This is a genomic window from Paraburkholderia sp. CNPSo 3274 (assembly GCF_024206475.1).
In the GTDB taxonomy this organism is placed as follows: domain Bacteria; phylum Pseudomonadota; class Gammaproteobacteria; order Burkholderiales; family Burkholderiaceae; genus Paraburkholderia.
Map to the genome: position 1 here is coordinate 173,360 of NZ_JAMBPR010000004.1, position 21,154 is coordinate 194,513.

20 protein-coding genes and 1 pseudogene are annotated in these 21,154 nt (G+C 64.2%); 13 read left to right on the forward strand and 8 right to left on the reverse strand.

Annotated features, from left to right (window positions below):
• Positions 1-37: 37 nt before the first annotated feature.
• The 5 genes from M3I54_RS04195 to M3I54_RS04215 form a co-directional block, all read right to left on the reverse strand.
• Positions 38-1,306 (reverse strand): winged helix-turn-helix domain-containing protein, encoded by a 1,269-nt coding sequence (locus tag M3I54_RS04195; protein WP_254333274.1) that lies wholly within the window; start codon positions 1,304-1,306, stop codon positions 38-40.
• Positions 1,299-3,047: an FAD-dependent oxidoreductase gene (locus tag M3I54_RS04200; protein WP_254333275.1), complete on the reverse strand. Its 1,749-nt coding sequence runs from the start codon at positions 3,045-3,047 to the stop codon at positions 1,299-1,301. Before M3I54_RS04200 ends, M3I54_RS04195 begins: the two co-directional genes overlap by 8 nt.
• 46 nt (positions 3,048-3,093) lie before the next feature.
• A complete protein-coding gene (locus M3I54_RS04205) occupies positions 3,094-4,083 on the reverse strand; it encodes a DedA family protein/thiosulfate sulfurtransferase GlpE (RefSeq protein WP_254333276.1) in 990 nt (329 codons plus the stop codon).
• A gap of 265 nt (positions 4,084-4,348) precedes the next feature.
• Positions 4,349-4,594: a hypothetical protein gene (locus tag M3I54_RS04210; RefSeq protein WP_028207914.1), complete on the reverse strand. Its 246-nt coding sequence runs from the start codon at positions 4,592-4,594 to the stop codon at positions 4,349-4,351.
• A 454-nt stretch (positions 4,595-5,048) separates the two neighbouring features.
• On the reverse strand, positions 5,049-6,698 hold the full coding sequence (locus tag M3I54_RS04215) for a PAS domain-containing methyl-accepting chemotaxis protein (RefSeq protein ID WP_254333278.1): 1,650 nt from the start codon (positions 6,696-6,698) through the stop codon (positions 5,049-5,051).
• Between the two features lie 640 nt (positions 6,699-7,338).
• Between M3I54_RS04215 and M3I54_RS04220 the strand changes: the two genes are divergently transcribed.
• Positions 7,339-8,238 carry a transporter substrate-binding domain-containing protein gene (locus tag M3I54_RS04220; protein ID WP_254333280.1) on the forward strand — a complete coding sequence of 300 codons (900 nt, stop codon included), beginning with the start codon at positions 7,339-7,341 and terminating at the stop codon, positions 8,236-8,238.
• Positions 8,239-8,292: 54 nt separating this feature from the next.
• Here the strand turns inward: M3I54_RS04220 and M3I54_RS04225 are convergent.
• Positions 8,293-8,448: pseudogene (locus tag M3I54_RS04225) on the reverse strand (gallate dioxygenase); the annotation flags it as partial.
• Between the two features lies 1 nt (position 8,449).
• On the opposite strand from M3I54_RS04225, the gene M3I54_RS04230 reads away from it, so the two are divergent.
• The 5 genes from M3I54_RS04230 (at position 8,450) to M3I54_RS04250 (ending at position 12,768) form a co-directional block, all read left to right on the forward strand.
• Positions 8,450-8,740: a LysR substrate-binding domain-containing protein gene (locus M3I54_RS04230; RefSeq protein WP_302058831.1), complete on the forward strand. Its 291-nt coding sequence runs from the start codon at positions 8,450-8,452 to the stop codon at positions 8,738-8,740.
• 4 nt (positions 8,741-8,744) lie between these two features.
• Complete coding sequence (locus M3I54_RS04235; protein ID WP_254333284.1) at positions 8,745-8,945, forward strand: hypothetical protein; 201 nt, start codon at positions 8,745-8,747, stop codon at positions 8,943-8,945.
• Positions 8,946-9,058: 113 nt separating this feature from the next.
• Positions 9,059-11,227, forward strand: a complete 2,169-nt coding sequence (locus M3I54_RS04240) for a TonB-dependent siderophore receptor (protein ID WP_254333286.1) — start codon at positions 9,059-9,061, stop codon at positions 11,225-11,227.
• A gap of 141 nt (positions 11,228-11,368) precedes the next feature.
• A complete protein-coding gene (locus M3I54_RS04245; protein ID WP_254333288.1) occupies positions 11,369-12,052 on the forward strand; it encodes a Fe2+-dependent dioxygenase in 684 nt (227 codons plus the stop codon).
• Entirely contained in the window at positions 12,049-12,768 is a 720-nt protein-coding gene (locus M3I54_RS04250) for a PepSY-associated TM helix domain-containing protein (protein ID WP_254333290.1), read from the forward strand. The genes M3I54_RS04245 and M3I54_RS04250 overlap by 4 nt, the downstream gene beginning before the upstream one ends.
• 60 nt (positions 12,769-12,828) lie before the next feature.
• On the opposite strand, the gene cobF is transcribed toward M3I54_RS04250, so the two are convergent.
• Positions 12,829-13,602 (reverse strand): precorrin-6A synthase (deacetylating), encoded by a 774-nt coding sequence (gene cobF / locus M3I54_RS04255; RefSeq protein WP_254333292.1) that lies wholly within the window; start codon positions 13,600-13,602, stop codon positions 12,829-12,831.
• Between the two features lie 160 nt (positions 13,603-13,762).
• On the opposite strand from cobF, the gene M3I54_RS04260 reads away from it, so the two are divergent.
• On the forward strand, positions 13,763-14,350 hold the full coding sequence (locus M3I54_RS04260; protein ID WP_254333294.1) for a LysE family translocator: 588 nt from the start codon (positions 13,763-13,765) through the stop codon (positions 14,348-14,350).
• A gap of 16 nt (positions 14,351-14,366) precedes the next feature.
• Here M3I54_RS04260 and M3I54_RS04265 read toward each other — a convergent pair whose 3' ends face one another.
• Positions 14,367-15,194: an AraC family transcriptional regulator gene (locus M3I54_RS04265; RefSeq protein ID WP_254333296.1), complete on the reverse strand. Its 828-nt coding sequence runs from the start codon at positions 15,192-15,194 to the stop codon at positions 14,367-14,369.
• Between the two features lie 136 nt (positions 15,195-15,330).
• Between M3I54_RS04265 and M3I54_RS04270 the strand changes: the two genes are divergently transcribed.
• The 6 genes from M3I54_RS04270 to M3I54_RS04295 all read left to right on the forward strand — a co-directional run bounded on the left by M3I54_RS04270 (position 15,331) and on the right by M3I54_RS04295 (position 21,149).
• The gene (locus M3I54_RS04270) at positions 15,331-15,873 is read left to right on the forward strand and encodes a GNAT family N-acetyltransferase (protein ID WP_254333298.1); all 543 of its coding nucleotides are present in this window, start codon (positions 15,331-15,333) and stop codon (positions 15,871-15,873) included.
• A 202-nt stretch (positions 15,874-16,075) separates the two neighbouring features.
• Positions 16,076-18,445: a HAMP domain-containing protein gene (locus M3I54_RS04275; RefSeq protein ID WP_254333300.1), complete on the forward strand. Its 2,370-nt coding sequence runs from the start codon at positions 16,076-16,078 to the stop codon at positions 18,443-18,445.
• A gap of 73 nt (positions 18,446-18,518) precedes the next feature.
• The gene (locus M3I54_RS04280) at positions 18,519-19,211 is read left to right on the forward strand and encodes a methyl-accepting chemotaxis protein (RefSeq protein WP_302058837.1); all 693 of its coding nucleotides are present in this window, start codon (positions 18,519-18,521) and stop codon (positions 19,209-19,211) included.
• Positions 19,208-19,741: a hypothetical protein gene (locus M3I54_RS04285; RefSeq protein WP_254333304.1), complete on the forward strand. Its 534-nt coding sequence runs from the start codon at positions 19,208-19,210 to the stop codon at positions 19,739-19,741. Before M3I54_RS04280 ends, M3I54_RS04285 begins: the two co-directional genes overlap by 4 nt.
• A gap of 16 nt (positions 19,742-19,757) precedes the next feature.
• A complete protein-coding gene (locus M3I54_RS04290) occupies positions 19,758-20,744 on the forward strand; it encodes a chemotaxis protein CheX (RefSeq protein ID WP_254333306.1) in 987 nt (328 codons plus the stop codon).
• 39 nt (positions 20,745-20,783) lie between these two features.
• Positions 20,784-21,149: a response regulator gene (locus M3I54_RS04295; protein WP_028229743.1), complete on the forward strand. Its 366-nt coding sequence runs from the start codon at positions 20,784-20,786 to the stop codon at positions 21,147-21,149.
• Positions 21,150-21,154: the final 5 nt, after the last annotated feature.

Below are 21,154 nucleotides of genomic sequence, written 5' to 3' on the forward strand. Positions count from 1 at the left end.
CGCGTGCGGCGGCTTTGCCGGGTAAGCAGCCGCACGCTCACGCAGCCAGCAGGGCGGCCGCGAGGCCGTCCGGCGCTGCGCCGATGCGTAGCGCCGGCGTGCCGTGCCAGTCAGCGCAACGCTGCAGCGCCCGGCGCAAGTCGGCCACCAGACGGCCGCTCGCGCGTACGCCGGGTTCCAGATGCAACGACTTCACCTCGAACACCTGTTGCGCCCGATGCGCCTTTGCGTCGATTCGCCCGATAAGCCGCCCGCGATTCAAGATCGGCAGTACGAAGTAACCGTATTTGCGTTTCGCAGCCGGCACATAGCATTCCATGGCGTAATCGAAGTCGAATAGCGCGAGCGCTCGCTTGCGGTCCCACACCACTGGATCGAAGGGCGAGAGCAGGGTCGTGACCGTGGAGCCGAGCTTGCCGCTCGCCGCTTCGTCGATGAGCGCCGCGTGCTCGCGATGCACGAATGCGTCGTGTTTCCAGCCTTCCACTCGCACGGGCAGCAACGCGCCCGCGTCGGCGAGTGCGTGCAGGGCATCGGCATACGGGCGGCGCGGCAGGCGGAAGTAGTCGGCGGCCCAGTCCGCGCGGATCACGCCGAGCGCGCGGCAGGAGCGCAAGAGCAGCTCGCGTTCCGCTTCGGCACGTGGCGGCAGGTCGCGCGCGTCGTTCCAGTGCGGCAGCACGCGCTCGGCCACGTCGTACACACGCTGGAAGTTGTGCCGCTCGGCCACCATCAGCGCGCCGGTGGCGAACAGCACTTCCAGATGCCGCTTCTCCGGCTTCCAGTCCCACCAGCCGCTGCCTCTCGCGCCCTCGGCGCGCGCGAAGTCGGCGGAACGCACGGCGCCATCGGCGCGAATGCGCTCGAGCAGCGCGTCGATCTCGTCACGGTATTGGTCATGCCATTCGGCCGCGTATTTCCAGCCCATGCCGGAAGGATCGAGCATGCGATGGCGCAGCAGCCCGTAGTCCTCGATGGGCAGGAAGCAGGCCTCGTGCGCCCAGTATTCGAACAGGCGCCCTTGCGCGAGGTGCGCGTCGAGCCAGGCCGGCTCGAACGCGCCAATGCGGCTGAACAGCACGAAATATGGACTGCGCGCGACCACGTGGATCGTGTCGATCTGCAACTGCGCCATGCGGCGGATCGCGTCGAGCACGTCGTCCTGCGTAGCCTTGCGGCGCGGCGGCGCGAGCAGCCCCTGCGCCGCGAGGTGCAGCGTACGAGCCGCCGCGAGCGGCAGATTTAGCGAGGAACTGGCTTCGGCAACCGTGGGCGCTTCTGCAACATCCACAGCGCGCTCACGCATGGACGCCCGCAACCACCGTCACCGGTCGCAGCGCAGCGAGCCGTTGATGGATCTGCGCGACCACGGCCGCTCCTTCGCCCACCGCCGCGGCCACGCGCTTGGTCGAACCCGCGCGCGCGTCGCCGATCGCGTAGACGCCTTCGACTGAAGTCGCGAGGCTGCACGACTCGTTGTCGCCGGTCAGCACGAAGCCGTGCGGGTCGAGCTTCACGCCGCACGCTCGCAGCCAGCCAGTGTTCGGGTCCGCACCCGTGAAGAGGAACAGGTGGCGCGAATCGAAATGGTCGACGCCCTCCGGGCACGGCATCTTCAGACGCACCGCGGCGAGGCCGCTGCTGTCTTCGTCCAGGCCGCCGATCTCGCTGTGCCCATGCACTCGCACGTTCGAGAGCGAGGCGACGCGGTCGATCAGATAGCGCGACATCGTCGATTCAAAACCGGCCTTGCGGATCAGCACGTCGATCTGGCGCGCATGCGTGGAGAGATAGACGATCGCCTGGCCCGCCGAATTGCCGCCGCCCACGAGCACGATGTTCTCGTGCTTGCAAAGCTTCGCCTCGACCGGGGAGGCCCAGTAGTAAATCCCGCGCCCGGTATAGCGATCGATACCCTCGATTGCGGGCTTGCGGTACACGGCGCCGCTCGCGATCACGACCGTATGCGCGCGCACGTCGCCGCTGCAGGTTTCGAGCCGGCGCGGTTCTTCATCGCAGATCAGCTTGCGCACCGAGACCGGAATGGCCACGTGCGCGCCGAACTTCTGCGCCTGCACGAACGCGCGGCCCGCGAGCGCCTGGCCGGATATGCCCGTGGGAAAGCCCAGATAGTTTTCGATGCGCGAGCTGGCGCCCGCCTGGCCGCCGGGCGCGCGCGAGTCGAGCACGATCACCGAAAGGCCTTCGGAAGCGGCATAGACCGCCGTGGCGAGACCGGCCGGGCCCGCGCCCACCACGGCGACGTCGTAGACGCGCTCGCCGTCGAGCTCGGGCAGGATGCCGAGGCACGTGGCCAGTTCGGGGGCACTGGGATGGCGCAGCACCGACCCGTCGGGGCAGATCACGAGCGGCAGGTCTTCGCAGCGCGCAGCGAAACGCTCGATCACGCCGCAAAGCATGCCTTCGTCGCGCTCGTCGAGCACGGAATACGGATGGCCGTTGCGCGAGAGGAAGCCTTGCAGCGAAACGAGCGTGGGATCGTCGTGCTTGCCCACGAGAATCGGGCCGCCCGCGCCCTTTTCGATCAGCGATACACGGCGCAGGATCAGCGCGCGCACGATGCGCTCGCCGAGTTCGGCTTCGGCGACGATGGCTGCGCGCAGCCGCTCGGGCGGAATCAGGATCGCGTCGACGGGTTCCAGCGCCAGGCCGTCCACGAGCGCCGGGCCGCCCGAAAGCTGGCCCACTTCGGCGAGGAACTGCCCGCGCCCGTGCTCGACGATGAGTCGCTCGCGGCCCAGTCCGTCGCGCTGGAACACTTTGACCGAACCGGAGAGCAGCACGAACATGCCGGGGCCGGTTTCGCCCGTGCGAAAGAGCAGTTCGCCCGTCGCCCACTGGCGCTGCTCGCCGAAGCGCGCAAGGCGCGCGATTTCGTCGTCGGTGAGCTGGGGGAACATCTGATGGCGCCGCGTGGAGAGCGTCGAGAATGGCGCTTCGGCGGGTTGCGGCTGCGTGTCGGAGTGCCGGCTCGCGGAAGGAAGTTCCGCGGATTCGGGAACTTCGGCTTCGGTGATCGTGCCCATCTGGCGGTTCTCCTCGTGCGGGCGGCTCGGGAGCGGGCCGCCCGGATCAGACAGCTTTAGGCGTGATGTTGACCGGGACGTCGGCGTGGGCGAGCAGCTGGAGCGACTCGAGCGTGCGGCCGGCATCGCGCCACGCATCGAGACCGCCAAGGAGCGGCACCACATCGGTAAAGCCGGCCTCGGCGAGTTTCTTCGCCATCCAGGCCGCGGAAATTTCATTGGGGCACGAGCAGTAGATCACGAGCTTCTGGTCGTTCGGAAACTTGCCGACGATCTCGTCGAGCTTGCGCTCGTCGGCGAACAACGCACCCGGGATGATGTACGGATCGAGCTTGCGCTTTTCTTCTGAACGAATGTCGAACACGACCGGCGGCGGCTTCGCGCCCATCGCGCGGCAAAGGTCTTCCACCGTAATGCGCGCGCTCGCGAGCTTTTTGATGAGCTGGCGGCGGCGCTGCCAGCGGTAGGTCGCGTAGAGCACCAGCAGCACGACCACCACGACGAGGGCGAAGCGGCCAAGGCGGCTCGCGCCGCTCATGAGCATGTCGATCTGCGGCGCGAACATCACGCCGATGAGCAGGCCGGTGCCGGACCACAGCGCCGCGCCAATGCCGTCGAAGCCGACGAACTGGCGGTAGGGCACGCCCATCGCGCCGGCCATCGGCACGGAAACGAGCGACAGCCCCGGCACGAACTTGGCGACGGCGAGCACGCGCACGCCCCAGCGGCCGAAAAAGCGCTCGGTCTTTTTCACGCAGGTGTCGCGCGAGAGCGAGAGCTTGCAGAGCGTCTTGAGCGTGTTGCCGCCGTAGAGGCGCCCGGCCATGAACCACACGCTGTCGCCAATCAGCATGGCGAAGATGGCGAGCCCGAGCACCGGCGCGACCTGCTGGCCGATCGAACCGGGATGCATGGCCGCCATCGCGCCGAACAACACGAGCGCGGGCATCGCGGGCACGGGCAGCCCAAGCGATCCGGCGAGCACATTGATAAACACCAGCGCAGGCCCGTATTGCGCGATGAGGTCATGTAGCATCGGCTTACTTCCGTTGCGCCTTGAGGCGAGGAACGGGAAAGATAGGAGGGTAACGTAAAGATTATGGACGCATTTCGAAGGCGTGCAAGCGACCCCCTGTACGCGCGTGAGAATGCCTGCCGAGTGGGGCACGCATGTGAAAAAGCGCCGGATTGAAAAGTGGGAAACGCGAGATGTGCGCGAGACGAGCGCGAGATGAGCGGAAAGCGACAGAACGCGGCACGAGACTACGCGTGCCGCGTTCGTGCCGCCAGTTTCCGTGCGCTTAACGCGTGTGTGATTCCCCGGGCAACTCGGCGCCTTGTGCCCGAATAGCCGCGATCAGCTCGGCCGGCGTGATTTCGTAACGCACTTCGCGATGGATGCCCGGCTTACGCTCGTCGACTTCGACCAGCAAGAGGCTTTTGCCGTCGGCCGCCGATTCGAGGCGCAGTGAACGCAGTTCGCGTCCGGTCGCGTCGTCATGCTCGGTGAGCAGGGTCATGTTTCCGGAAGACCCGGTCGTGCGCATTGATGTTGTCCTCGTGCGTTGGGTGGTCGAGCCATTGTACGGGGTCGGCTGCGCGGCGTGTTTATGCAAGTGAGCGCAGACACACACAGCGAGATCGCTGTGCCGCGACCCTGGCCAGCCAGTTTAACGCGACTTGCCGCAGCACCGTCCGTTTTTGCGCGCCCTGCAACGGGCCATGCGAAATGCGTTGCGCGTTGCACCGCTGTCATGGTTGCGAAGCAAAGCAATGCCAGGCGCCAAGCGTACGCACCAGAAAAAACGGCCCGCCCGGGCAGGCCGGGTGAGCCGTTAAAACGCCGTTGTTACTCGGATCAGCAAACCGTGGTACGGCTTGCTGACGGTTTTCATGGTGCCGGCCGCGCGCCGCACTGTCGAGATGGGACTAACGCCGATCTCTCAGACCAATGGACGAAGCGGCTCGACTGCGCTTGCGGCGAGGCGTGGGTGCCGGTCGTTATGCCGCGAGGTCCTCGGTCGTTTCGGCAAGATTGACGCTCTGGCGGCGCGCCGGCGTGCGACCGGGCTTCGAGCGCTTGAGCGTCTCGGCGCCCGCCACGGTGAAGAGGCGCACGGCCTCGTCGAGCACGTCGGCCTGCTCGGCCAGTCGCTGCGCCGTGGCGGCGGCCTGCTCGACCAGCGCGGCGTTCTGCTGCGTGGCGCTGTCCAGATGCGCGACGGCCTGATTGACCTGGCGGATGCCTTCGGCCTGCTCGCCGCTTGCGTTCGCGACCTCGGTGATGATCGACGAGACGCGGCTCACGGCTTCGTCGATCGAGCGCATCTGCGCGGTCGTGTTGCCAACGAGGCGCGTGCCCTCGGCGATCTCGTGCACGCTGGCGTCCACGACCTGCTTGATCTCCCTGGCCGACGCCGCGCAGCGCTGCGCGAGCGTGCGCACCTCGCCCGCCACGACGGCGAACGAGCGGCCGGCCTCGCCCGCGCGCGCAGCTTCGACAGCGGCGTTGAGCGCGAGGATGTTGGTCTGGAACGCGATGCCGTCGATTACGCCGGTGATGTCGCTGATACGGCGCGACGCGTCGGTGATGCCCGTCATCGTGCGCTCCATCTGCGCGGCGATCGAGCCGCCCTCGGCGGCGGCGGACTGCGCGTCGCGCGCGAGATCGAGCGCGCGGGCGCTGGCTTCGGCGTTGGCCTGCACGGTGGTCGTGAGTTGATCCATCGTGGCGGCGGTTTCTTCGAGCGATGCGGCCTGCATTTCGGTGCGGCGCGAGAGATCGAGATTGCCGCTCGAGATTTCGTGCGCGGCGTCGAGCATGCCGTCGATCTGCGAGCGCACGTCGAACACGATCGCCGTGAGATTGGCCTGCAACTGGTTGAGCGCCTGGAGCACGTCGCCGAGATCGTCGTTCGTGGCGACCGCGAGCGTGGCAGTGAGGTCGCCCGCGGCCATGCGCGTGGAGGCCGTGGTCATCTGCGCGAGTGGCGCGCCGAGGTGGCGCGTGGTGAGACGCCAGGCGCCGAGCGCACAAACGCAGGCCGCGCCGAAGGCGCCCCAGAACGGCAGCGGCGGCAGGCCCTGCCAGGCGGCGAAGCCGGCCGCGGCGAACACGGCGGGCACGGCGCCATAGCCGAACGCGATACGCGTGGCGATAGGCACGCGCAGGAGCGACTGCAGCGCGCCCACCAGGCCCGTGCGCACCACCGAGCCGTGGCGCAGCCGCACGCCTTGCAGACGGCCCTCGCGCATTTGCGCGTAGAAGGCTTCGGCCGTGCGGACTTCCTCGCGCGTGGGCTTCACGCGCACGCTCAGATAGCCGACCACCGTGCCTTGCTCGGAGACCGGCGTTACGTTCGCGCGCACCCAGTAGTGGTCGCCGGACTTGCGGCGGTTCTTGACGATCGCGGTCCAGGGACGGCCTTCGCGAACGGTCTCCCACAAGTCGGCGAACGCTTCGGCCGGCATGTCGGGATGACGAATGATGTTATGTGCCTTGCCGATCAGCTCTTCTTTCGTAAAGCCCGACACCGCGACGAACGCAGGATTGCAGTACTGAATGCGGCCCTTGAGGTCGGTGGCCGAGACGAGCATCTGCGAAGCGGGATAGTCGAATTCCTGTTGCGTGACGGGTTGATTGTTGCGCATGAGATTCCTTCGATGGGGCCGCTTGAGACCCAACAACACAGCGAGGCATAACGGCATTTCCCTTACAAACTTTAGGGATGTGCGCGCGTGAGGCGCGTATGAGCCGATCTGCGTGCAGAGAGAAAATCCGTTGTGCTATCAATGGATTGGCGCGGATGTTGGGGGGTATATGCACAGACTTTTCCCCGTTAACTGTGGACAAGTCCAGTGCCTCCAAAACGTGCAACTTCTCTGTCGCGTGGCGTATTGGTGTTTGCGATCAGGGACTTAGCTTCGCTGTCCAGACGTTGTGCACAGGGCTGCCAACAAAATCTGTGGAAAAGTTGGGTGGGTTTCGAGGCGATGCGGGACTGTGATGCCGCGATTGGGAACGCCGTGGGTTAACCGAAACGCATCAAGGACTTGATGCGGTCTTCCAAGGGTTACACACAGGGCTGCCAACAAAAAGTGTGGACAAGTCATGGCGCGGAACGCTTCGTGTTGCCAACGAAACTGGCCTCGACGGCTGCGCAGGTTCCATCACTGGCGACTTAACCTTGAGTTATGTCGACGTAACTGATTTCAATTGCCGCATCGCTGCGAGGCATGAATACTCGGGTGCGGCGCACGAAGCGCCGAAGGACCATCCGGAGGAGACTAAATGAAAAAAGTTGCAACGCTCGCTGCAGTCGTCATGGGATGCGCGTATCTCGCGCCTGTTCAGGCGCAAGACGCCACGAGCGCTACCCTCAAAAAAATCCGCGATACCGGCGTGATTTCCCTGGGCGTGCGGGAATCGTCGGTGCCGTTCTCCTACTACGACAGCGAGCAACACACGATCGGCTACGCCCAGGACATCGCGCTGAAGATCGTCGACGAGGTGAAAAATGAGCTGAAGCTCGACAAGCTCACGGTCAAGGAAATTCCGATCACTTCGCAGAACCGCATTACGCTGGTCCAGAACGGCACGATCGATATCGAGTGCGGTTCGACCACGCACACCAGGGATCGCGACAACCAGGTCGCGTTCACGAACAGCTTCTTTCAGTACGGCGTGCGCCTGATTGCGAAAAAAGATTCTGGCATCAAGGATTTCCCCGATCTCGCAGGCAAGACGGTTGTGACCACGGCGGGCACGTCGGAGGACCGGCTGCTGCGCGAGATGAACAACGACAAGAAGATGGACATGCAACTCATCGCCGCCAAAGACCACGCGGAGTCGTTTCTCAACGTGAAGACGGGGCGCGCTGTCGCGTTCGTCATGGACGAGCCGCTGTTGTACGGCGCGCGGGCCAAGGAGGCGAACCAGCAGGACTACCTGATCACTGGCACGCCGCCACTCTCGGAGGTTTATGGCTGCATGGTGCGCAAAGACGATCCCGTCTTCAAGAAACTGGCCGATGGCGTGATCGCTCGCCTGCAGACTTCGGGTGAAGCGGAGCGGCTGTACACGAAGTGGTTTACGCAGCCTGTTCCGCCCAAGGGGATGAACCTGAACTATCCGTTGTCCAACGAAAATCGGGCGCTGTTTGCGCATCCCAATGATCGGGCGCTCGACTGATTGCAGGATTTTTAGGCGGCGGCCGCAACCGGGCGGCCGCCACGCAACGCACGCTTACTTCGCTTCCCCATCCTGCCATTCTTCGGTCGCTTTTACCTCTCCCGCCACCGGGTAGAGCACTCGCGTATTGCGCATTTTGAGGAAATCATCGAGCGTCTCTCCACGCATGGCGGCGTAGATGTGAAGGTTCGAAGTCCCAACTACTGCGCCGTTGCGACCGCAAGTTGGCGTGAAGATTCATACCGACTCGAATGCCGAACTCCCGCGGGCAGTGAAAGCCGGCGACCTCGACCTGATGGTGGGGCGCATGGCCGAGCCGGCGATCATGCAGGGCGTGTCGTTCGAATATCTCCATACGGAGTCGCTCCTCGTCGTCGTGCGGGCGGGGCATCCGCTTGCGAACGGCAGCGGTGCGCCCGCGAATGCGCTCAGGCAGCGTAGCGCGAGGCTTCGCATATTGATTCGATATCCCAATCAATATGTCAGCCCCGCCGGCAATTGATCGGATGAATCAAGTCCTTATCAACTGGATGATTCCAGTCGCGAAAATTACATTTGCCTTAATGATGCCGAGCCTTGCCGAACACGCCACCAAACTGTTGCCCAAACGCCGAAATCGATTGAAAGGCATCGAAACATATGGAATGATATCGATTCTCATTACCGTGGACACTTCCGCGGCCAAACAACAAGACCAGCCAGCCTAGCGTCGTTTCCCTCGGTCCTTTCGGGGCGGCCCAGCCAGCCAATCGACCCGCGTCGTCCGCGCCAGTTGTCCGCGTGTCGCACGGCCGGGTCATACGCCGTGTACAGGGACCTCATGTTGAACCGGACGCCGCTCGCGAGTGCGCTCGCGCTGACCTTTGCCGTACCTTTCGCTTCGTCTGCACTCGCGCAAAGCGCGCCTGCCGCCGCAACGGCGGCAAGCGCCACGAACACCGCCACGCTGCCCACGATCTCCGTATCCGGCCAAAGCGATGATCAGGATTTCCAGGCAGATCGCTCGACCGTCGGCGCGAAAACGCCCTCGGCGCTGCGCGACATTCCGCAGTCGGTCACGGTGATCAACAAGGCCGTGATGCAGTCGCAGGGCGCCACGTCGTTCCAGGATGCGCTGCGCAACGCTCCCGGTATCACCATCGGCGGCGCGGAAGGCGGCCAGATCGGCAACAACATCAACCTGCGCGGCTTCACGGCACAAAACGATATTTACCTCGACGGCTTTCGCGACCGCAACCAGTACTACCGCGATACCTTCGACCTCGAATCGATCGAAGTGCTATACGGCCCCTCGTCGATGTTGTTCGGCCGCGGCTCCACGGGCGGCGTCATCAATCAGGTCACGAAGCAGGCGAACCTCAAGCCGCTCACCGAAGTGTCGACCACCATCGGCACCGACGACCGCTATCGCGCGACGCTCGATGTGAACCGTCCGCTCGGCGATCACGCTGCATTTCGTCTGAATGCGTTCGGCCAGTCGATGGGCTCGACGCGCGACGTGATGAAAAACAAGGACTACGGTTTCGCGCCCGAGTTGCGCTTTGGCATTGGCACGCCGACCGAGGTCACGATCTCGGCGCTCATCCAGCACAACTACGACATGCCGGACTACGGCGTGCAAGCGATCAACGGCCATCCGTTCGCGCCTTCGAAGAGCACGTTCTACGGCCTGACCGACGACCGCACGATCCAGGACGTGCAGATCGTTCAGGCTCGCGTGGATCACCGTTTCAACGATCAGTTCAAGATCACCAACCAGACGCAGTTCTCGCACTCGCTCACGGACGCGCGCGAGACTGCGCCTGGCGCGGTGCTCACGGGCCCGCTCTCGTCGAGCACGGCGCTCAAGAATGGCAACTTCACGAACCTGCCGCTCGAAGATCTCTACATCAAGCTGGCGAGCCACGATCGCGTGATCGAGAACCACTCGATCTACAACGATACGATGGCGCAATACAAGTTCACCACGGGCTTCCTGAAGCACGAGATGCTCGCGGGCATCGAGGTCGGCCACGACAGCTACACGAATCAGGCCTACACGCGCAACAACCTGCCGATTCTCTCGCTGCTCGACCCGGTCTATATTTCGACGCCCTCGAACGTCACGGCGACGGTCGGCAATCACGCTGAGTCGGGCGCAAACACGTTCGCGGCGTATTTCAACGAAACGATGTCGATCGGCGAGCACTGGAAGCTCATTGGCGGTGTGCGTTGGGATCGCTTCCAGGCGCATATCGCCAACACGATCAGCGCGCCAGCCTACGCGGATCAGACCAACACGTTCACGAGCGTGCGCGCGGGCGCGATCTATCAGCCGACCGACTGGCAGTCGTACTACTTCTCGTACGGCACGTCGTTCGATCCGTCGCTCGAAGCGCTCACGGTCACGAACAACACGCAAAATCTCTCGCCGGAACACACCAAGTCGTATGAAGTCGGCGCGAAGTGGGACCTGCTGGGCGGCAATCTTTCGGTTACCTCAGCATTCTTCCAGCAGGAGATGGACAACGCGCGCACGCAAACTTCGACGGGCGAGTACACGCTCGAAGGCGATATTCGCGTGCGCGGCTTCCAGGCGGGCGCAACGGGCCACATTACCAACAAGTGGCAGGTGTTCGCAGGCTACACCTACATGGACGGTGTGATTCTCAAGGCGCTCGACGGCACCCAGGGCAACACACCGGCGAATACGCCGCGCAATACCTTCACGCTGTTGACCACATATGCATTCACGCCGCATTGGGAAATTGGCGGCGGTCCGACCTATATGTCGGCGCGTTACGCAGCGAACACGAATTACGTGGAAACCGGCGGCTACACACGTTGGGACGCAACGGCCGCGTACCACGAAAAGAAGTGGGATGTGCGGCTCAATCTGCTGAATCTGACCAACAAGTTCTACTATGACGCCCTCATCCCGTCGGACGGCGGGCGGTCGGTGCCGGGTATCGGTCGCACGTTCCTCGCGACGGCCGATTACCGGTTCTGACGCCCGCGTGTTACACGCGCGCCGAGCGTTTTTGCGTGCGATCGCGCGAAGCCCGCATAGTGCGGGCTTTTTGCGTAACTGCGCGCATGCGCTTGAATGCGGCCGCTTTGCCGCTTATGCGGCACAACGAAGGATTTGACGATGCTGGTTCACGTCCCCAATGTATTGACGCTCGAGCAGGTGCGCACGTTGCGCGCGCGGGTCGACAATGCGGGCGACGCCTGGGTGGACGGCCGCGCAACGGCCGGCTGGTCAGGTGCGCCCGTGAAGCGCAATGTGCAGATCGCCGAGCACACGCCCATCGCACGCGAGCTCGGCGACATGGTGCTAGCGGCCATCGAGCGCAATCCGCTTTTCATCAGCGCGGCGCTGCCCAACCAGGTGTATCCGCCGCTCTTCAACCGCTATGAAGGCGGCATGACGTTCGGCAGTCACGTGGATGGCGCGGTGCGTGTGCTGCCCAACGGCGTGAAGCTGCGCACCGACCTTTCCTGCACGCTCTTTCTCTCGTCGCCCGACGAATACGATGGTGGCGAACTCGTGGTCGAAGACACCTACGGCGTGCAGGAGGTCAAGCTGCCGGCGGGCGACATGATCGTTTATCCGGCCACGAGCCTGCACCAGGTTACGCCGGTCACGCGCGGCGCGCGCGTGGCGAGCTTCTTCTGGGTGCAAAGCCTCGTGCGCGACGACACGAAGCGCGCGCTGCTCTTCGACATGGACACCGCTATCCAGCGCCTCAACGCGAGCGACGCCGACGTAGAGGCGCGGCGCAGCCTCGTGGGCTGCTACCACAATCTTTTGCGACTCTGGAGTGAAACATGAGCTTTCCCGATACCGCCGAGATCGACGCGCCGGCAATGCCGCGTACGCGTCTCGACGCTGAACAGCGCGACGAGCGCGAGAAGCGCGAGAAGCGCTCGCGCCGTGCGACCTTCATCAAGTGGCTGCGCAAGGTACATGGCTGGGTGGGCCTGTGGGGCGCGGCGCTCGGCGTGTTGTTCGGCGCAACGGGGTTCGTGCTCAACCATCGCGCCGAGCCGCTGCGCATTTCGCCGGGCGCGCCGCAAGTCTCGACGGTGCAGATTGCCGTGCCCGACCCTGCGCCCGAAACGCCGCGAGAGATGGTGAAATGGTTGCGCGCGCAACCTGATTTGAAGCTGCCCGCGCGCATGGGCCGCGTGCAGAAGGAGCCGGAGCACGACGTGGCCTGGGGCGATCGCAAAGTCGTGCAGCCCGAGCATTGGCAGATGATGTTCACGTCTCCCGGCGAGAGCGTGATGGTCGAGTACTGGGTCGGCAACGACAAGCTCACGCTCAAGCGCAACGATAACTCGCTTGTCTCGACGATCACGAACCTGCACAAGGGTACGGGCATGAGCGTCGGCTGGGTGCTGTTCATCGACAGCTTTGCCGGGGCGCTCATTCTGCTTTCGCTCACGGGCGTGCTGCTGTGGACGGAGCTGCACAACCGCAAGACGGTGGGCGCCGTGCTGTTGTTCGGCTCGATTATCGTGGCGGTATGCGTGGGGCTGGCCTAAGCCTCAGCGTGTGAACCAGGCAACGGGCGCGAACGCCGATGTTCGCGTTCCGTTTTCCTTTCAGTCTTGCACGCCGCGCTTGCGCAGCAAATACGTGTCCATGATCCATCCGTTCGCCTCGCGTGCTTGTGCGCGAACGCGGACGATCTCGTCCTTCACGTCTTCCAGTCGGCCCGACATCAGGATCTCGTCAGGGGTGCCGACATAAGCGCCCCAGTAGATATCGAGTTCTTCGCCCGTGAGTTGCGCGTACGCGTTCTGCGCGTCGAGCATGACCACCGCACTTTCCACGTCCGGTGGAAAACCGCCCTCCGCGAGCCGCCTTCCCGTCGTGATGCTCACCGGCTTGCCGATGAAGTTGAGCGGCACGCGATGCTTCGCCGCGAGCGCTTGCACGCTGCTTATGCCGGGAATCACCTCGAAATCGAACGCGAGCCGACCTTCGGCCAGGGTCGAATCGAGAATGCGGATGGTGCTGTCGTAGAGCGACGGGTCGCCCCAGACGAGAAACGCGCCGCATTGGCCGTCGGTCAATTCCCCTTCGATCAGGCCTTCGAATACGCGCTGCTTGTCGCGGTTGAGCTCGTCCACGGCGGCCCTGTAATCGAGACCTTCGCCGCGGCGTCGCTCAGGGCTCGTTGCTTCCACGATGCGATAGTCGTGGTCCTTGATGAAGCGAGCGCAGATTTCCTTGCGCAGCGCGACGAGCTTGTCCTTGGCAGCGCCTTTGTCCATCACGAAGAACACGTCGGCGGCGTTGAGCGCTTCGATTGCCTGCACGGTCAGGTACTTCGGATCGCCCGCGCCGATGCCGATGATGAGGATCTTTTTCACGTTGCAGTTCCGGAATGGGAGTCGTCGGTGCGGCGCAATGATAGCGCGAGTTCGGCGCTGTGCCGCGCTCGCGGGCAGGGCAATTTTCTTCAATACGCCGCCGGCGCGCGGGTCTACCCTCGACGCTTACTGATTGCCCATGAGCATAGCGAGGATAACCGTGAGCACTGCTTTGTCGATGGCCGCCTTCGCGCTGGCCACTTCCATCACCCCTGGCCCCGTCAATATCGTCGCGCTGAGTGCTGGCGCGCGCTACGGGCTGCGCGCGAGCCTGCGCCACGTCACTGGCGCGACCGTGGGCTTCGTATTGTTGCTGCTGCTGATCGGCCTCGGCATGCAGGAACTGTTGGCGCGCTTGCCGTTTCTCACGCGCGCGCTCGAATGGGCGGGCGTGGCTTTCCTGCTTTACGTTGCGTACCGGCTCGCCACCGACGATGGCCGCATCGACTCCCCGAACGCGGCGCGCGGGCCCTCGCTGATGGTGGGCGCCACGATGCAATGGCTCAATCCCAAGGCGTGGCTCGCCTCGGTGGCGGCCATGGGCTTATATGCGGCTTCCGGCGAGAATGCGCTGGTCTGGCGGTTCGCCGCGATCTATTTTGTGGTGTGCTACCTGTCGATTGCTTGCTGGGCGTGGGCGGGCGCGTCGCTGCGCCAGGCCTTGCGCGAACCGTCGCGCGTGCGCTTCGTGAACCGCGCGATGGCGTTGTTGCTGGCGGGCAGTGCGGTTTGGCTGGTGCTTGGCTGAGCGCGCGACGACTACGTTAGCCGCGATATTGGCCGGGCGTCGCGGCAACGAACTGGCGGAACGCGCGCTGCAGATGCGCTTGATCGGCGAAACCCGCTTGCGCCGCGACGTCTGCAATAGCGTGCCCGCGACGCAGTTGCGCGCGGCTGAATTCGATACGGCGGTTCACGACGTACGCGTGCGGCGTCATGCCATATTGCTCGCGAAACGCGCGTATCAGGTACGAAGGGGAAAGATCGGCGGCGGCGCAGATCTCTTCGAGCTTGAGCGTACGCGTGTAGTTGCCGTCGATGAATTCCGCTGCGCGCGCGAGCCGCTCGTTCGGTTCGCGTGCGCTAACCGGCGCAGGATTCAGGGACTGCTGGAGCCTGGAGAAGTAAGCCACGACGGCGCATTCCTTGCGAAGTGCCGACTCATTCGTGTCGACGAGCAACGCGTAGAGCGCGTTGAGCCCATCGGACAAATCACGCTCCCAGCTCAAGGTCTGTTCGAACGGGCGAAAGCCCTCGTGCGCTCCGAAGCCCAAGTCGTGTTGTAAATTCGCGAGCCACGCCGTGTCGAGATAGAACATGCGATAGGCCCAAGGCTCGTCCGCGGCCGGGTTGCATGCGTGCACGACCTCCGGGTTGATGACCACCACCGCGCCCGCGCTGATATGCGAGAGCGTGCTCCCGTTCAGGTAGGTGCTGCGCCCGCCCGTGACCGCGCCGATCGAGAACGTGCTGTGTGCGTGACGGCCGTAGCGTACCTTGCGGCCGTCGGCGATCGCGCGTACTTCAATGAACGGCAGGTCTGCATCGCGCCAGAAGTAAGGTTGTGCGTCGGACGTTGTGGCTTGCGGCATGAGAGACCTCGGAGTGATGCTGCGCGCATGAAGCGACGCAGGTGTTCCATATTAGCGCAAGGCGAGCGAGCAGGGGGACGTGATAGGCTTGCTCGAATCGCGCGAGTCATTCTCTTTCCATTGCCAGGCACTGCACATGAACGAAACGAAGCCAACGAATACAACGATTCGTCCATTGACCGAGCAAGATGCGCAAGCGTTTCACGCCATGCGTTTGTACGCGACCGAAAATTATCCCGCCGGGATCGTCCCGACCTATGAAGAGGAATCGCAGCGCACGCCCGAAGAAAGCAGGGTCCGGGTGCGCGCCACCGAGAACCAGGTGGTATTCGGCGCATTCGTGGGCGACACGCTCGTCGGCATCACCGGACTCATGCGCGAACCGCGACGCAAGCTCGCACACAAGGGGCTCATTTGGGGCGTCTTTGTCGACCCTGCATGGCGAGGTGCCGGCATTGCAAGGCAATTGATGGAGGGAGCCATCGCTCACGCCCGTGCGCTAGGCTTGCTCCAGGTGCAACTGGTGGTGAGCGTGTTGAACCCCCGTGCCCAGGCGCTCTACCGCTCGTGCGGCTTCGTGCGCTACGGCGTCGAACCCCGCGGCCTGTGCATCGACGGCGAGTATGCCGACGACGAACTCATGGTGCTCTTTCTCGACGCCCCCGCCGTGCCCGACTAAGCGCCACGTCGTGGCCGGTCAGTGCGCAACAGACCGCGAACGTCAAGTGTTGTGTAACGCACAGTGCACTCGGGCGAATTGTGCCTGGTCATCATTTCGTCATACCTGAGCGTCGATAATCCATCGCGAATAAATTGGCCTCCGTGTCACGAGTCGCGTAGCCATAGCGCGACCGGCACGCCGAAGGTCCGGGGATTTCGACATGACCATTCGTCACCGCATCACGCTACTCATCGTCCTGATGTTCGTCGCGTTGTCCGCCATCGGCGGCTACGCGGCCTGGCAGGCCCGCCGCAGCGCCACCGACGTCCGCCAGGTTACCCAGGGCGTCGTGCCGAGCGCGCTCGCTTCATCCGACCTCGTGTCGCTCGTGAAAGACGTGCAGCTCGCGACCATGGCGCTCGTCTACGCACCCGACGCCACGGTCGCGTCGCTCGCGCAAAACGAACTCAAGGACAAGGAAGCCGCGTTGCGCGCCGCGCTCGACTTGCAGCGCAAGGCGGCAGCCAGCCACGCGCAGGAAGGCCTGGTTTCGCAGGCGCAGGAAAGCCTCGCGAACTACTTCTCCGCGATCGACGACACCGCGAAGATGAAGGCGAACGGCAAGAACGAACTCGCGCAGGCCTATCTCTTCGCGAACGTCGCGCAGTACCGCGACGAACTCGAAGGCATCGTCACGACGATGCGCGTGGAAAAGAACCGCCAGAAGGACGACGCAATCCGCACCCTCAACGGCACGCTCGACACCACGACGAGCGCCATTGCTGGCGTGACGGGCGGCGCGGTGCTGTTGCTCACGCTCATCGGCGCGCTACTCTACCGCCAGATCACGCGGCCGCTCTCGCGCATGCAGGCCATGATGAGCGAGATCGCGTCGAGCCAGGACTTCACGCGCCGCGTGCCCGTCGCCCGCATGGACGAAATCGGTCATTCGATCGTCGCCTTCAACGGCATGATCGAGAAGATCCAGCACAGCTCCGCGCAGCTCAAGCGCAAGACCGCCGACATTCAGGCGATGCTGCAGAACATGCAGCAGGGCATTCTCACGGTGGTGGAAGGTGCGACGATCCACAACGAGTATTCGGCGTATCTAGAGGCAATCTTCGAAACGAAGGAGATTGCGGGCCGTTCGCTCATGGACCTCGTGTTCTCACATACGGATCTCGACGCCGACACCCTCGCGCAAATCGACGCCGCCGTGCACGCGTGCCTTGGTGAAGACGACGTGAACTTCGCGTTCAATCAGCATCTGCTCGTGAACGAAATCACGCGCAGGCTGCCCGATGGCCGCGCGAAGGTGCTCGACCTGAGCTGGTCGGCAATCACCGACGAAAACGACGTGGTCGTGCGCCTCATGCTGTGCGTGCGCGACGTGACGGAGCTGCGCGAACTCGCGGCCGAAGCGGGCGAGCAAAAACGTCGCCTCGAGATGATTGGCGAAATTCTCGCGGTGAGCGAAGAGAAGTTCCAGCATTTCGTCGAAAGCTCGGCGGGCTTCATTCACGAGAACGAGCACATCATTCGCCAGCACGACTGCGCGGACACGAGCGCAATTGCAGCGCTGTTCCGCAACATGCATACGATCAAGGGCAATGCGCGCACGTATAGCTTGCAGCATCTCACGGGCGTGGTGCACGAAGTCGAGCAGCGCTACGACGCATTGCGCCGCGAAGACACGAGCCACACGTGGGACCAGCAGGCGCTCATCGCCGATCTGGAGCGCGTGAAGGCGGCGCTCGAGCACTATTCGAGCATCAACGAAGTGAGCCTCGGGCGCGGCCCGCGTGCGGCTGGCGCGCAGAACGGCGCAGCGAGCCTCACGGTCACGCGCGAAGCGATCGAAGAGACGCTGCGCATTGTCGATCGCACCGACGACAACGACCTGCTCGCACTGCGCGCGATGCGCGTCGAACTGCGCGCTACGCTGCGCGCCATCGGCACCGAGCGCGTGGCCGATGCGCTTGCGGGCGTGACCGGCTCGCTGCCATCGCTCGCCCTGGAACTCGGCAAGGTTGAACCGGCGGTGCGGATTGCCGACAACGGTTATCGCCTGCGCAGCGAGGCCGCCGGCACGGTGAAGAACGTGTTCATGCACCTGCTGCGCAACTCGCTCGACCACGGCATTGAAATGCCGGCGCAACGCCGCGCAATTGGCAAGGACGAGTCGGGTCATATCGACATCGACGTGAACGTGCACAACGATGCGCTGCAAATGACGCTCGCCGACGACGGCCGCGGCCTCGCGCTCGCGCGTATTCGCGGCATTGCGATGGGGCGCGGCTGGCTGCAGGCGTATGAAGCGGTGAGGGACGAGGAGATCGCGGCGTTCATTTTCCGCCCCGGCTTTTCGACGGCGACGAACGTGACCGAAGTCTCGGGCCGTGGCGTGGGCATGGACGCGGTGCGCGATTTCCTCGAACGCGAGGGCGGCGCAATCGAGCTGCGTTTCACTGACGACCGCCAGGGCGCCGATTACCGGAATTTCCAGACCGTCGTGCGTTTGCCGCAGCAGTGGGCCGTAAAGATGGTGGACGCAACGCAAGCAAAGCAAGAAGCAGCGCTGGCGAGCTAGCGCATGGCGGGGGTGGCAAGTGGTCTTACCGTATTTGATCGAAGGCGCGGCGCTCATCGCGTTGGCGGCCGGCATGGCTGTCGTGTGGGGCAAGCGTGCGCAAACGCAGGCACGTGAAGCAGCGCGCGCGCAGGACGCCGCGCACGCAGTCGCGCTTGCACAGGCTCAAGCGCACCACACGGCGCAGCAGGAAGACGCCGCACGCGAACACGCGGCGCTGGCTGCGCAGATCGAGTCGCTGCGCGCGGAACTCGCGCAGCGCAGGTCCGTGGCCGACGCACTCGAAGCGGCGCTCGCCAGCGAGCGCGCGCAGCGTGACGACGCCATGCAGCACGCGGCGCGTATCGCGAGCGAGGCCTCGCGCCTGAAGCTCATGTCGTCGACGTTCGAGCGCTGGCATGAGCAGATGATCTCGCTGATGGCGCAGAACAACGACATGCACAAGAAGAACCAGGAGCTGTCGTCGATCGTGAGCCATGTGCTGATCGTCTCGCTCAACGCTTCGATCGAAGCGGCGCGCGCGGGCGCGGCCGGGCGCGGCTTCTCGATCGTGGCGGGCGAAGTGCGCTCGCTCGCCACGCGCTCGCAGGACCTTTCGAAGAGCTATCGCGACAGCCTGAACCGCAACGACCTCATCACGGCCGCGACGTTCCAGGACATTCAGGCGGGCGGCAAGATGATCGCGGCGACGCTGGCGAGCGTGGAAGCGTCGTCGCAGCAACTGCGTCACCAGCTCGAAGCGACGCGCGCCGGGGCGCACGCATGATCGGCACGCACGCGAAGGACAGCATCGAGCGGATTTTTTTCGCGGCTGCGCGCATGCGTCTCGTGACCGACGCGCAGCACAGCTGCGAAATCGAGCCTCGTGTGGGCGAGGCGCCCCAAGGCGAGCACCTGGTCATCCTGACGATTTCGTCGATGCAGTTCCGCCTGCTCTTGCTCCTGCACTTCGAAGATGACGAGCGCACGCAGCGCTACTACGTGGGCGATGCCTCGCGTGAGCTAACCGAATGCTTCATGGAGTTCGGCAACCTGTGCTGCGGGGCCATGAACCAGCAACTGGTCGAACATTTCCCCGACCTCGGCATGTCCACGCCCTATGCGCTCAGCAGTGGATGCCTGCCGTATCTGCGCGAACTGAAGCCGGACTACGTGCAGTCGTATGCGCTCACGATCGATCACGACGTTCGGATCGGCGCCACGCTGTGCGTATGCACGCAAGCGCCGCTCGATTTCGTGGTGAGTACCGCTGCAGTCGAAGTGCACGACAGCGCGGGCGAACTCGAATTGTTTTGAAGGCAGAGAAAGGAACATGAACGCGAACAAGCCAGTCAGCAAGCTGTTGCTGCTGGAAAGCAATACGGCGCGCGCCGAGGCGATAGCGCAAACCGCAGCCGCACACGATTGCGTGTGCGTGCCGGTGCGACGCGAAGCGCTCTCGGCGGCGCTGAAGACGCATTACGATCTGGGCGGCGTGCTGCTGGGCGAGGACTTCGGCGGCTCGCTCGAAGCCGCGGCGGCGGTGGCCGTCGCGCTGGAAGCGGAGCGCCCCGAACTGCCCGTCGTGCTGCGGCGCGCAGCAAGCGAACACAGCGATGCCTTGCCCGAGCCATTGCGTCGCTTGCCGTGCGCCAACTGGCACGAAAGCGATCCTGAAACGCTGATCGCGGCGCTCGAAGCGCATGTGTTCTCGCACGACTATCCGGACCCGCTCGTGGACGGCATCACCGACATGACGCTCGGGCGCCTGCGTGGCCTCTTTGCCGGACTCGAAGTGAACTGGGACACGCCGAGCATTGTGCGCGACCGCATCATCTTCGGCGAGGTATTGACGCTCATTCCGATCGAGACCGCGTGGTGTCGCGGCTGGCTTCTCATGCAGACCGAGGAGGCGCCGCTGATCGAGCTGCTGCCGCCGCGCGCGGGCCGCGACGAAGCGAGCGACTTCCGCGACGTGAACGGCGTGCTCGCCGAACTCACGAATCTCGTATGGGGTGCGTTCCGTAACCGCTATCTGGGTAACGCACGCGCTGCCGACGAGGCGGGTTGGGGCCGCGCGCAGGTGCAGGTGCCGCTGCTCATCAATCATCGGCGGCGCTATTTGTCGTTTGGCTCCGACAATCCTCAGTTGTGCATCAAGTACCGGCTCACGTGCCCGAATACGGGCCGCGCAGTGGTGATCGACCAGCGGTTCGTGTTCAGCCTCGGCTGGTCGCGCGAAGGGTTTGACGAGACGGCCGCGCAGGCCGCGGCTGCAGCCGTTGACGAGCAGGCCAGCGGCGAACTCGAATTATTTTGATCAAGACGCGCCATACGCGGCGCGAAGGAGATGAACAACATGGCAAAGATTCTGGTGGTGGACGATTCGAGCACGGTGCGCGACGAAGTGGCCGGCTTTCTGCGCAAGAACGGTCTGGACGTGGATACGGCGGTGGACGGCAAGGACGGCCTGGCGAAGCTGCGCTCGAATCCCGGCGTGAAGCTCGTGGTGAGCGACGTGAACATGCCGAACATGGACGGCCTCACGATGGTCGAGAAGATCCGCAGCGAGCTGGCGAACACGGCCGTGAACGTGGTGATGCTGACCACGGAAAGCAGCCCGGCCATGAAGGAGCGTGGCAAGGCGGCCGGCGTGCGCGGCTGGATCGTCAAGCCTTTCAAGGGCGAAGCGGTGCTGGAGACGTTCCGCAAGCTCGCCAGCTAAGCGCA